This is a genomic window from Streptomyces sp. NPDC003691, assembly GCF_053981115.1.
In genome coordinates this window covers 1-12,734 of the sequence record NZ_JBSFNQ010000049.1, presented here as the reverse complement: position 1 = coordinate 12,734, position 12,734 = coordinate 1, and the positions used below count along the sequence as shown (strand labels likewise).

9 protein-coding genes are annotated in these 12,734 nt (G+C 75.4%); 7 read left to right on the top strand and 2 right to left on the bottom strand.

The genetic code is table 11. The features are described from left to right. The first annotated feature begins 73 nt into the window (after positions 1-73). The 3 genes from ACWDR0_RS22375 (at position 74) to ACWDR0_RS22365 (ending at position 3,720) form a co-directional block, all read left to right on the top strand. Entirely contained in the window at positions 74-943 is an 870-nt protein-coding gene (locus ACWDR0_RS22375) for a (2Fe-2S)-binding protein (RefSeq protein ID WP_456353496.1), read from the top strand. A 509-nt stretch (positions 944-1,452) separates the two neighbouring features. Next, a complete protein-coding gene (locus ACWDR0_RS22370) occupies positions 1,453-2,937 on the top strand; it encodes an SDR family NAD(P)-dependent oxidoreductase (protein ID WP_456353495.1) in 1,485 nt (494 codons plus the stop codon). Between the two features lie 609 nt (positions 2,938-3,546). After that, a complete protein-coding gene (locus ACWDR0_RS22365; RefSeq protein WP_456353494.1) occupies positions 3,547-3,720 on the top strand; it encodes a hypothetical protein in 174 nt (57 codons plus the stop codon). A 135-nt stretch (positions 3,721-3,855) separates the two neighbouring features. Here ACWDR0_RS22365 and ACWDR0_RS22360 read toward each other — a convergent pair whose 3' ends face one another. Then, on the bottom strand, positions 3,856-5,268 hold the full coding sequence (locus ACWDR0_RS22360; protein WP_456353493.1) for a lipase maturation factor family protein: 1,413 nt from the start codon (positions 5,266-5,268) through the stop codon (positions 3,856-3,858). Between the two features lie 39 nt (positions 5,269-5,307). Then, entirely contained in the window at positions 5,308-5,808 is a 501-nt protein-coding gene (locus ACWDR0_RS22355; protein WP_456353492.1) for a DUF1990 family protein, read from the bottom strand. A 297-nt stretch (positions 5,809-6,105) separates the two neighbouring features. Between ACWDR0_RS22355 and ACWDR0_RS22350 the strand changes: the two genes are divergently transcribed. From ACWDR0_RS22350 to ACWDR0_RS22335, 4 genes are all read left to right on the top strand, one after another. Next, positions 6,106-7,269 (top strand): DUF6777 domain-containing protein, encoded by a 1,164-nt coding sequence (locus ACWDR0_RS22350; protein WP_456353491.1) that lies wholly within the window; start codon positions 6,106-6,108, stop codon positions 7,267-7,269. Positions 7,270-7,326: 57 nt separating this feature from the next. Next, positions 7,327-9,408 carry a SpoIIE family protein phosphatase gene (locus ACWDR0_RS22345; RefSeq protein WP_456353490.1) on the top strand — a complete coding sequence of 694 codons (2,082 nt, stop codon included), beginning with the start codon at positions 7,327-7,329 and terminating at the stop codon, positions 9,406-9,408. 566 nt (positions 9,409-9,974) lie between these two features. Then, entirely contained in the window at positions 9,975-11,351 is a 1,377-nt protein-coding gene (locus ACWDR0_RS22340; protein WP_456353489.1) for a wax ester/triacylglycerol synthase family O-acyltransferase, read from the top strand. A gap of 208 nt (positions 11,352-11,559) precedes the next feature. Further along, entirely contained in the window at positions 11,560-12,420 is an 861-nt protein-coding gene (locus ACWDR0_RS22335) for an Fpg/Nei family DNA glycosylase (RefSeq protein ID WP_456353488.1), read from the top strand. The last annotated feature ends 314 nt before the right edge of the window (positions 12,421-12,734 follow it).

Sequence of the window (12,734 nt, the reverse complement as noted above, 5' to 3'; positions counted from 1 at the left end):
GCAGCGGGGCACGTACGGTGGGCGCACGACCGGACACGGAGGGCGGAGCGGGATGAGCGGGGGAGCGGGGCCGATGGCCGAGGTGGCAGCCATCGGGGGGTTCTTCGCGCTGCGTACGGGAGCGGCGGACGGCTCCGGCGACGGCCCGGCGGCAGCCGGTACGGCGCGACGCGGTACGGGGCACGGTGACCCGGGGAGTGCCGTTGCGGCGCCCGGCGCGGCGACGGACGGCGGCCGGGCTCGTGGCACCGCGGGAAACGGGGACCCGGCGCCCGGCACCCCAACGGACGGCGGCCCGGCCCACGGCGCCGTGGTGACCACCCTGGCCGCCGTGTACGGGGGCGACGGCGGACCGCTCGCCCGGCGCGTCGACCGGGTCGCCGCCCGGCTCGGAATCGAGGAGCGCCGGGTCGCCGCGTCCATCGCCCATCTCGGCCTCGCCGCCCGGCTGTGGTCGATCGCCCTCGGCAGCGCCGCCCTGCACGGCACCCTGCCCGCCCTGCGCCCCGCGGACCTGCGCTGGAGCCCCGACCACTCCTCCCCGGACGATCTGCTGCTGACCGGCCGGGACACCCTGCCGGCCTCCGTCGAAACGATCCTCGCGACCGTGCAGGACGGCCATCTCGGGCCGCTCGCCGCCGCGCTGCGGCGCGACACCCCGATCTCCCCGGGGCTGCTGCGGGGCAACGCGGGATCCGCCCTGGCCGGTGCCGTCCGGGAGATCGACACCTGGGCCGCACGGGCGGGCCGCCCCGAGGCCGCCGGACGGGCCCGTGCCCTCGCCGGGGGGCTTTTCGCCCACCCGGCCCTCGCGGGCACCGTGGAGGGCCCCCGGATGCGCCGCCGGAGCTGCTGCCTCTACTGGCGGGCGGGCGGCGGGCTCTGCGGGGACTGCGTTTTCGATACGCCCCCGGCGGCCGGACGCCCCGCGCGGCGCCCCTGACCGGCCGCGCCCCCGTTCCGGGCCGCCCCGGCGCCGCCGGACCGCCCGCGCCGAGTCCCCGTGCGCGCGCACCGGCTGCCCCGGTCGGCGAACGGGGTGATCCCGGGGCCTGCCCCGGCCCGTCCTGCCGCGCCCGCTCCGGGAACCTCGGTCCCGGTACACGCCGGGGGAGCCGCCCCCCGGCGCCGCGGGACTGCCCGCGCCGGGCCCCGGTACGCGGCGGCCCCGGTACGCACCGGGCGCCCCGGCGGCCCCGGTCGACCAGGGGGTGCCGCTGAGTCCCGCCCCGGTACGCGGCGGCGGAGCCTCCCCGGCCCGCCCCGGCGGCGGGGGACGGCGGCGGAGCTGGTCCCGGAGCAGGGGAGCCTCCCGGCCCCGGGGGACCCGGGGCCGGACGGCGCTCATTTGGCGGCTTCTCCTCCGCTCAGTACAGTTGCGCTTTTGGAACCCCCGGGCGTGATCAGCGAGCCACCGCCCGAGCGCCCGGCGATCGAGGAATGGCACAGCTCATGACGGTGACAGAGGACAGCCCCGTGGTCGAGGACGGCCCCGCGGTCGACGGACCCGGGATCGACCCGGAGCGGCTGGCCATCTGCCTGAGCGTGCTCGACGAGCTGGACGAGCTGGACGTCGACCACCCCGACGCCATCACCGTCCGCCGGGCGACCGCGGGCATCTACCGCACGGTCAAGCAGCGCAGGCGCCAGGAGCGCCGGGCCGCCAAGACCGCCCACGACAAGGCCGTCACCGAGGCCACCGCCACCGGGTCCGCCGACCGCATCGACGACGAGACCGAGGGCCTGCTGCCGTCCTCCTCCACCCGCGGTGAGCTCGCCGGGATACTCAAGCGGCCCCGGTCCTGCTACGTCTGCAAGGCGCGTTACGTCGAGGTCGACGCGTTCTACCACCAGCTCTGCCCGGACTGCGCCATCGAGAACCGGGCCCGCCGCGACGCCCGCACCGATCTGACCGGCAGGCGCGCCCTGCTCACCGGCGGCCGCGCCAAGATCGGCATGTACATCGCGCTGCGGCTGCTCCGCGACGGCGCCCACACCACCATCACCACCCGGTTCCCCAACGACGCCGTCCGCCGCTTCAAGGCCATGCCCGACAGCGACGAATGGATCCACCGGCTGAAGATCGTCGGCATTGACCTCCGGGACCCGGCGCAGGTCGTGGCGCTCGCCGAATCGGTGGCCGCCGAGGGCCCGCTGGACGTGCTGATCAACAACGCGGCGCAGACCGTCCGCCGCTCGCCCGCCGCCTACCGGGAACTGGTGGCCGCGGAGTCCGCCCCGCTCCCCGCGGGCGCCCTGCCCGCCGCCGAGATCATCGGCGCCTTCGGCAGCGGGGCCGTGGACACGGTCGCCGCCCTGCCCCGGGCCGCGGGCGAGGGCCTCTCCGCCGACGATGTCACCGGGCTCGCCCTGGTGTCCGGATCCGCGACCCCGGCCCGGATCGAAGCCGGTACCGCGATCGACGCGGGCGGTCTCGTCCCCGACCTCGACCCCACCAACAGCTGGATCCAGAGCGTCTCCGAGGTCGGTCCGGTGGAACTGCTGGAGGTGCAGCTCTGCAACTCCACCGCCCCGTTCATCCTGATCAGCAAGTTGCGCGCGGCGATGGCCGCGTCGTCGGCCCGGCGGACGTACGTCGTCAACGTCTCCGCGATGGAAGGCGTGTTCAACCGGGGCTACAAGGGCGCCGGGCATCCGCACACCAACATGGCGAAGGCCGCGCTCAACATGCTCACCCGCACCAGCGCGGAGGAGATGTTCCAGAGCGACCGGATCCTGATGACGGCCGTCGACACCGGCTGGATCACCGACGAGCGCCCGCACCCCGACAAGATGCGGCTCGCCGAAGAGGGCTTCCACGCCCCCCTGGACTTGGTCGACGGCGCCGCCCGGGTCTACGACCCGATCGTGCGCGGCGAGGCTGGTGAGGATCTGTACGGCTGCTTCCTCAAGGACTACGCGCCCGGCAAGTGGTAGGACGCACTCCAGGACGGGCCCGGGGCACTGCCCCGGGCCCGTCCTGCGTTTCCGGGCGTGCTCCGGGCCTGCGTCTGTTTGCGGGCGCGCTCCGGGCCCCGTCGTGCGTCCCCGGAACCGTCCCAGCCCCCTCGCCCCCGCCGTGACCGCGCCCCGGACGCCCCGCCACCGCCGGCCCGCCGCCCCTGGCCCGCCCCGAAGCGGCGCCCGGAATGCGCCGATTCCCGGGCGGGTCGCCGCGGCCCGGCCGACAGCGGTCACGGAACACGGCCCGCGCCCCCTTCGCCACTCCCGTCCCGGGAGACGCTCGGCGCCCCTTCCGCCGCTGAAGCCGGACGTTCCCCGTCCCTTCCGGTCGCCGTCCGTCGCCGCGGGCCTCCGGCCGTTCCGGTCCGTGACGGCCGGAATACAACACATTTTCCAGCCCCATCGAGCACAAGTGCGCTCATGTGGTTACTCTGAGGGGCACGGACGCCACCAAGAGGATCCACGAACAGTCTCTTGGCCGTCCTGGGACACGTCTGCAACCAGGCTGCGGTCCCGCCCGAAAGCCGGCGCCACCGCGACCGAATCGCCCTGTCCCCGTTACGCGACACAGAGGAGTTCGCGGTGACACCTGAAGTGAAGCAGCACGAGACCCGCCCCCCGGAACGGATCCGGGAGCGAGGCGCCCGCAAGGACGAACTCGGCAGTCTGGACGTGTGGGCCCGGTCGGCCCCGATCCGGCTGGCCGGTTACGAGGACGACCTCGCCGAGCCGCACATCCTGCCCGGTATCGACTGACCCGGTATCGGCCGGCCGGGCAACGACCGCCCCGGCAACGACCGCCCCGGCAACGACCGGCCGGTATCCACCGGCCGGAGCGACCGTGGACCGCGCCCGTGCCCCCCGCCCCGCGGCGGGGGCACGGCCGTACCCTCAGCCGTCCAGCCGGGTCGGCGGCCAGAACTCCCGTGCCTGGTCCCGGTGCCACCACGCCCCGGTCTCCCGCCGCTCGCTCCGGCCGGTGAACCGGTAGCGCATGATCCGGGCCCGGACGTACGTCGGCGGGACGCCGTGGAAGGGATCGGTCCGCAGCAGCTTCAGCGTGTCCCGGTCGGCCGTCAGCAGCCGCTCCACCAGCGGGCCGAACCAGGGCCGGGCATAGGCGGGGGAGAGCGCGGCGAACCACATCAGCCAGTCGAGCCGCAGATGGTACGGGGCGAACTGGCGCGGCATCCGGTACGGATCGGTGGGCTTGCCCCGGAACTCGTACTCCCGCCATACCGCGTCCGGCCCGGGGAAGGGCGCGTCGGTCCCCTCGACGACCACCTCCCGGCGTACCCGGCCCACCGTCCCGAACGCGCCGTAGGAGTTCACCAGGTGCAGCGGGTCCCAGCTGGTGTTCATGCGCTGGCGGCGGGAGAGCAGATTGCGGACCGGATGGTAACTGCGGACCAGGACCAGGGCGGTGACCGCGATCACCAGGGCCGCGAACCACAGCGGCGTCTCCGCCGGACCGCCCGCCGCCGGGGTGAAGAGCGGGAAGTCGACGGCGGACAGCGCCAGGGCGATGGTCAGCCAGTTGAGCCAGGCGAAGTTCCCGGAGAGCACCAGCCACAGCTGGGTGGCGACGATCAGCCCCGCCGCCACGGTCGCCACCGGCTGCGGAGCGAACAGACCGAACGGCACCACGAGCTGCACGACATGGTTCGCCGCGGTCTCCACCCGGTGCAGCGGGCGTGGCAGCAGATGGAAGAACCGGCTCAGCGGACCCGGCATCGGCTGGGTCTCGTGGTGGTAGTACAGGCAGGTCAGATCCCGCCAGCAGCGGTCGCCGCGGAGTTTGATCAGCCCGGCGCCGAACTCGACCCGGAACAGCACCCAGCGCAGCAGGAACAGCACCAGCACCGGGGGCGCGGTCCGCTCGTTGCCGAGGAAGACGGCGAGGAAACCCGTCTCCAGCAGCAGTGACTCCCAGCCGAAGGCGTACCAGACCTGCCCTACGTTGACGACGGAGAGGTAGAGCACCCACAGCAGCGCCCAGCAGGCCATCGCCGCCGGCAGCGGGACGGTGTCCGCCGCGCCCGCGACCAGCGCCGCCGAGAGTGCCGCCCCCGTCCAGGCGCAGCAGGCGAACAGCCGGTCGGAGTAGTGGAGATGGAAGAGGCCGGGCGCCCGGCGGAACGGCACCCGCCGCAGATACGCGGGCACCGGCAGCATGCCCTTCTCGCCGATCAGTGCCCGGAACTGGAGCGCGGCGGTCAGAAAGGCGACCAGATAGACGGCGGCCAGGGCCCGCTGGAAGACGAGCCGGCTCAGCCAGTAGCCGTTGTCACCGAACCACTCCATCACGTCCAGTATCGGACCCGGCCCCGCGGACCGGCACCCTCAGGACTCCCCGGCGAGCCGCCGCAGCGCCCGGCCCAGCCCGCGGACGTACGCCCGCTGGACCGGTGGCACCAGGGGGCCGGCGAGGCGGGTGTACCAGCGGGCCGGGCGGCTGAAGGCCCGGACGGTGAACCACACCGACCCGTCGCCCCGCAGTTCGACGAGAAAGCACTCCTCGCCGCGCTCCGGATGCCCCGGCAGCGTTCCGTAGCCGAAACCGGTCCGTTCCGGGCCGGTCTCCGCCCAGACCACCGCGCACCGCCCCGAGACCCGCAGCGGTCCCGCGCCCAGGGAGACCTCGACCTGCGCGCCGGGTTCGGCGCGGGGCGCCGTGGTGCGCAGCCGGGCGCCGGACGCCCGGTGCATCCGCCAGTCCAGTACGGCCGCGCCCGCCGCCTCGTACACCGTGCGGCCCCGGCCGATCCCGGTGGCGTACCGGAGGTGGTGGTAGCCGTCCGGCAGCGGGCCGTGCCGGGTCGCCCCGGTCTCGCGGTACGTCACGCTGCTCCGAACGGGCACCAGGCGGGCGGACGGGTCCGGCCCGCCGTCCGCCGGGGGCCGTACGCCGCCCCCGGACCACCGTCTGACCAGCATCGGCACCAACCGCCCCGCTCCCGGGGCCGGATCGGTCCCGTCCCCCTCCCGGCCGAGCCTAGGTGCCCTGTTGAACGCGTTCAAGTCGCGGGGCGGCCGGTGATCCGGAAGAAAGGGTGCACAGGCCCGAGGACCTCCGTCCCCGGCGTCTGCCCACAGACCGGCCCCCGGGGAACGGGCGGGGCGGAGAGGCGGAAGCGGAAGATGTCCAAGCGTTCCGATCGCCGGCGCCGGGGCGGCCGCCGCCGCTGGCCCGCCGTTGCCGCCCTGCCCGCCGCGGTCTGCCTGAGTGCCCTCGCCTCCGGCTGCGGCGGCTCCGCGCCGGTACCGGAGCGGGACGAGGAGGTCTACCTCCAGCCCGCGACGGAGCAGGGCCCCGACCCGTACACCGCCACCTCCGCCCGGGCCCTGGCCACCCCGGTGCCGGAACCGGTCGTCCCCGGCAGCGGGGGCGGCGGAACGCCGGAGCGCGGTCATACGCTGCGGACCATGTCGGGCGCGACGCCGGGCCTCTACGGCGGCACCCGCTCCGTGGGCAGCTGCGATGTGGAGAAGCAGATCACCCTGCTGCGGGCGGACGGTGCCAAGGCGAGCGCCTTCGCCGGGGACGCGGACATCTCCCGCAAGGCGCTGCCGTCTTTCCTGCGCGGTCTCACCCCCGTCGTCCTGCGGGCCGACACCCGGGTCACCGGTCACGGCTACCGGGCGGGCGGCTGGGCCCCCGCCCGGCAGACGGTGCTCCAGGCGGGCACGGCGGTCCTGGTGGACGACCGGGGCCGGCCGAGAGTGCGCTGCGCTTCGGGCACCCCGCTGTCGGACCCGGTCGCGGTCAAGGGCGGGGTCATCCAGAAGGGCGCGGCCTGGAACGGCTACCGGACGGACCGGGTGGTGGTGGTCAAGGGCACCACCCGGCCGCTGGAGAGCCTGGTGATCGTCGATGTCGCCGAGGACACGTGGATCGACCGGGGCACCGGGACGGACGGTGAGGACGACCGGCGCCCCGAGGTACTGCCGCCGGTCAACCCCGACGACGTCTACGCCTATCCGGCGGACCAGGGATCGCGTACCGACGCCGACGCCGAGGCCCCCGACGGCTCCGCCACGGCCTCCTCCGGTACTCCGGACACGGGCGGCGGGGACACCGGTGACCCGGACGCGGCGGGGACGGACGGCACGGACGCGGATGCCGACACCGGGCTGCCGGACGCCGAGCTGGACCCGCTCGACGGTACCGAGGCGGATCCCGGCGAGCCCCTGATCGACGAGGAGCCGCTGCTCGACGCGGAGGAACCGGCGACCGGGTACGCCGGGTACGCCGGGTACGCCGGATTCGGCGGGAGCGGCGCACCGGCCGGATCCCCGGGCTGACCTGCCCGGCCGCCCTAACCAGTCGAATAATCCGACAAATGATGGCAGAGTGGCTGCATGGTTGATCGGGCAGCGGGGGCCCCGGCGCTTCCCGACGACTGGCCTGCCGCCCCGGAGACGTGTCTGGCCCTCACCCGTACGGGCAGCTTCGACTGGGACCTGGCCAGCGGACTGATGCATCTGGACGAGTACGCGCACCGCGTGCTCGACCTGCCGCCGGAGGAGTACGACGGCCGGCGGGCCAGTCTGATGGACCGGATGCCCCCCGACGAGGCCGTGCGGCTGGACGCCCGGGTCGCCCAGGCCCTCAAGAGCGGCCGCGACCACTACGGCGTCTACTTCCGTATCCGCCGGCAGGACGGCACCCTGCGCTGGACCCACTCCCAGGGCCGGGTCCGCCGGGACACCGAGGGCCGTCCGGTGCGGATCACCGGCATCGTCCGGGACGCCACGGCCGAACTCGCCGACTCCACCGCCCGGATCGCCGCCGACGCCGAACGCCGCCGGCAGACCAGCGTCGTCGAGGCCACCACCGCGGCCCTCGCCCACGCCCGTACCGTCCAGGACGTCATCGACATCCTCAAGGACGCCCACGGCCTGGAGATCTTCGGCGCCAGAAGCCTGGTGATGGGCCTGCTGGAGCCGGGCGGCCGGATCCATCTGGTCGCCGAGGGCCCGCAGGAGGCGTTCGTCCCCGGCACCCGCTACACCCGGGTCGACGAGCAGTACCCGATGAGCGAGGTCATCCGCACCCTGTCCCCCCGCTTTATCGAGGGCGGCGACGACTTCGCCGGGTCCTACCCGATCCTCTGGCCCCATATCGAACCCCTCGGCGTCGAGGCCGCCGCCTATCTGCCGCTGATCGCCCAGGGCCGCCCGATCGGCGCCTTCGGACTGCTCTACGCCGACCGGACCGGCTTCACCGCCGATGAGCGCAACCTCCTGGTCGCCCTCGGCAGCACCATCGCCCAGAGCGTCCAGCGCGCCGTGCTCTACGACCAGGAACACGATCTGGCCGAGGGGCTCCAGCAGGCGATGCTGCCGCGCCGGATCCCGGACGTGCCGGGCGCCCAGATCGCCGTGCGCTACCGCTCGGCCCGGATCGGACGGGACATCGGCGGCGACTGGTACGACGTCATCACCCTGCCCGGCGGCCGGGTCGGCGCCGTCATCGGCGACGTCCAGGGCCACGACACGGACGCCGCGGCCGTCATGGGCCAGCTCCGGATCGTCCTGAGGGCGTACGCGGCCGAGGGCCACACCCCGGCCACCGTGATGGCCCGCGCCTCCGGCTTCCTCCACGAGCTGGACACCGACCGCTTCGCCACCTGCCTGTACGCGGAGGCCGACCTGTCCACCGGAGTGGTCCAGGTGGTCCGGGCCGGCCATGTCGACCCGCTGGTGCGGGACACCGACGGCAGCTGCCGCCGGATCCCGGTGGACGGCGGGCTGCCGCTCGGACTCTCCGCCGAGTTCGGCCGGCTGGAGTACCCGGTCACCACCCTCGAACTCGACCCCGGCCAGACCCTGCTGCTCTACACCGACGGACTGGTCGAGCAGCCCGGCTCCGACCTCGACGACGGCATGCTGCTGCTGACCTCGCTGGTGCGCGGCGGCCCCCGGGACATCCAGCACCTCGCCGACCGTCTCTGCGAGGTCGTCGACGAGCGCGGCGGCGAGGACGACGTCGCCCTGCTGCTGTTGCGCCGCCGCGGCGCCCTCACCCCCCGCTCCGGCGGCCGGCTCCACCAGGCCGTCCCCCAGAACGACCCCGGGGCGCTGCGCTCGGCCCGCGGGATGGTCCGCTCCGCCGTCGTCGCCTGGGGCGCCGGAGCGCGCGCCGACGAGATCGAACTGGTCGCCGACGAACTGACCACCAACGCCCTGATGCACACCGACGGCGGAGCGGAGGTGACCGTCCGGGTGCTCACCGGCGCCCAGCGGCGGCTCCGGGTCGAGGTGGAGGACGGCTCCAGCGCGCTGCCCCGCCGCCGGGAGGCGGGCGAGTCCGGAGTCTCCGGCCGCGGACTCCTGCTGGTCGACCGGCTCGCCGACGCCTGGGGTGTGGAACCGCGTGGCACCGGCAAGTGCGTCTGGTGCGAGTTCGCGGTACCGGAGCGCTCCACCCGGCGGGGCTGAGAGGGCGCGCGGGCCCACCACGGCACGGCTCCCGGCAGGGCAGCGCGCCGGAGACCGGGCCGCATACGCCGTCCCGGCCCGGGCGCATACACCGTCCCGGCCCCGGACGGATGCGCCGTACCGGCCCCCGGCCGGGCCCGACGGGGCCGGGTGCCGGGCCGTGAGGAAGCTGCCCGCGGGGGGACGCCGGGGGCAGGGCGCACGGGGGAGCGGGCGGGTGCGGCGGCGGACCGCTCCGGCGTCCGCCGGGGGCGGGGCGTACGCCCCGCCCGGTCGGCTGATTCGGGGCCGCCGGGGCTTGTCGCCGGAGGCCGCGCACCGGCCGTGGGGTTAGGGTTACGCTCCGTAGAGCGACTGTTTGTGAACGTAACCGATCGAAGGTGACCGGCCGGGGCGGGACCGAGCGGCACGGCTGAGGAGTTCCGTACCGCTGTACCGCCCGGCCGCGCCGCGATCCGCCGCCGGGACCCGGGACGTTCGGGACACCCGGAGAGCGGACCCCCGCCGTCGGCCGCCCTGTCGCGGCACGGCACCCGACACAGGCCCTCCCGGAGCACGAGGACACCGTGAGCACCGAGCGACTCGCCCCACTCGACCTGGCGTTCTGGCATCTCGAATCCGCCGGGCACCCGATACACCTCGGGGCGCTCGCCCTCTTCGCCCCGGGTCCGGCCGGGCCCGCGCCCGCCGCCCATGTGCTGCTCGCGCGGCTCGCCACCCGGGCCGCCGCCGTCCGGAGGCTGCGGACCCGGGTACGGGACGTACTGCTGCCCGTCGGCGGCGCCGCCTGGGCCCCCGACCCCGACTTCGACGTCACCCGGCACGTCCACCGGATCCGGCTCCCCGGGGCGGCCCCCGTGGCGGCGGAAGCCGTCGCGCTCGCCGGGGAGCTGATGGAACGGCCCCTGGAGCGCGGCCGCCCGCCGTGGGAGATGTACCTCCTGACCGGCCCCGAAGGCGGGCCGTTCGCCGTGCTGGTCAAGCTTCACCACGCCCTGGCCGACGGGATGCGGGCCGTCGCCATCGGCTCGGCGGTCTTCGACGAGATCGCCGACCCCCGAGGGGTACGCGCCCGGGCCCGGGCGCGGCTGCGCGGGGCCGCCGCCGGTCCCGCCCGCTCCTGGTCCGCCGACCCGCGCCGGCTCGTCGGCTTCGCCCGGGACCGGATCGACGGGCTGGGCCGGGCCGTCGGGGTCGGCGCCTCCGTCGTGCTGGCCAGCCGGCTCGACCCGCGCGGACTGCCGCCGTCCCTGGCCGCCGGGGCCAGCGGCACCCGCCGGCTCGGTACGGCCGTCCTCGACGCCGCCGACGTACGCCGGGCCCGCGGGGCATCCGGCGGCACCACCAACGACGTCCTGCTCGCGGTCGTCGCCGGAGGGCTGCGCCGCTGGCTCACCGGGCGCGGCGAGCCACTGCCCGCGGACGGCCCGCGGGCCCTGGTGCCCGTCTCCCGCCGCCGCCCCGGAGGAGCCCCGGGACCGGGCAACGACCTCTCCGCCTACCTTCTCGACCTGCCCGTCGCCGAACCCGACCCCCGTACCAGGCTCGCCCTGGTCCGTACCGCGATGGACCGCAACAAGGAAGCCGGTCCGCTGCGCGGGGCCGGGGCGCTCGCCGTACTCGCCGACCAGCTCCCGCCGATCGCCCACCGGTTCGGCGCACCGCTGGCGGGCGGGGCGGCCCGGATGCTCTTCGACCTCCTGGTCACCAGCGTTCCGCTGCCGCGTTCGGAGCTGTCCTTCGCCGGCTGCCCCCTGCGGTCCCTCTACCCGATGGCGCCGCTCGCCCGGGGGCAGTCCCTGGCAGTGGCCCTGACCGTCTACGGAGGGCGGATCCACGTCGGCCTGGTGGCCGACGGCGAGGCGGTACCGGACGTCGGCCTGCTGGCCGCGGCCATGAGCGACGAACTGGAGGAGCTGGCGGCCCTCGCCCCGGAGGAGTGAGCCGCCGGGGCCGGTGCGGGCCCGGTGCGGCCCGGTCCGGGGCGTGTGCGGGCCGGTACGGGGCGGGTACGGCGCGGGTACGGGCCGGTAAGGGCGTACGGATCCGGCGTTCCGGAGCCCCGTCGGCGCCCTCGCCCCGGCCCTCCGCGACAACGCTCCGGTACCCGGTGGACCTGCGGGTCAGCCCGGCCTGCGGCAGGCTGGAGCCATGCCCGAACTGCCCGAAGTGGAATCACTGCGAGAGTTCCTCGACACCAGGGTGACGGGCCTGCGCATCACCCGGGTGCTGCCCCTGGCCATCAGCGTCCTCAAGACCTACGACCCGCCCCTGAGCGCCGTCGAGGGTGCTTCGGTCACCGCCGTCGGACGGCACGGCAAATGGCTCGACATCACCGCAGGCGGGCTCCACCTCGTCTGCCATCTCGCCCGCGCGGGCTGGCTGCGCTGGTACGACGAACTGCCCGCCGTGCCCCCGCGCCCCGGAAAGGGCCCGCTCGCCCTGCGGACCGCCCTCGCGTCCGGCGCCGGATTCGACCTCACCGAGGCCGGCACCACCAAACGCCTCGCGGTGCATCTCGTCAGGGACCCCGCGGACGTGCCCGCGATCGCCCGGCTCGGCCCCGACCCGCTCGCCGACGCCTTCGGCCGGGACGCCTTCGCCGCCGTGCTCGCGGGGGAGCACCGGCAGATCAAAGGCGCCCTCCGCGACCAGAGCCTCATCGCCGGTATCGGCAACGCCTACAGCGACGAAATCCTCCACGCCGCGCGGATGTCCCCGTTCAAACAGACCGGCCGGCTGGACGAGGAGGAGGTCACGCGGCTGTACGAGGCACTGCGCAGCACCCTCGGCGAGGCCGTCGACCGTGCGCGGGGCGTTGCGGCGGCGGGTCTGAAGGCGGAGAAGAAGAGCGGGCTGCGGGTCCACGGGCGGACCGGCGAGCCCTGCCCGGTCTGCGGCGACACCATCCGGGAGGTGTCGTTCAGCGACTCGTCGTTGCAGTACTGCCCGACGTGCCAGACCGGTGGGCGCCCGCTCGCGGACCGGCGGATGTCCCGGCTGCTCAAATAGCCGCCGGGGCATCCGGCGCGCTCACCCGGCCGGACGGCCGCCGGGGTCCGCGGTCACCCGGCCGGAGCGCCGCCGGGGTCCGCGGTCGCGCGGACGGGCGACGGCGTACGGGCGGCGGCCGAACGAAGCGGCCCGGAACAGCAGCGCGGCCGCTTGGTGCGTCCGGCCGACGCGTTCCATCACGGGGTAACCGGCCACCGGCCACCAGCCGCCGTTGCCGGGAACGGTCCGGGCCGGCCCGGACCGGTCCCGGGCACCGGAATCCCCCCGACGGGCCCCGGCGGGACCCCGGGGCGGCCCGGACTAAACCCCAC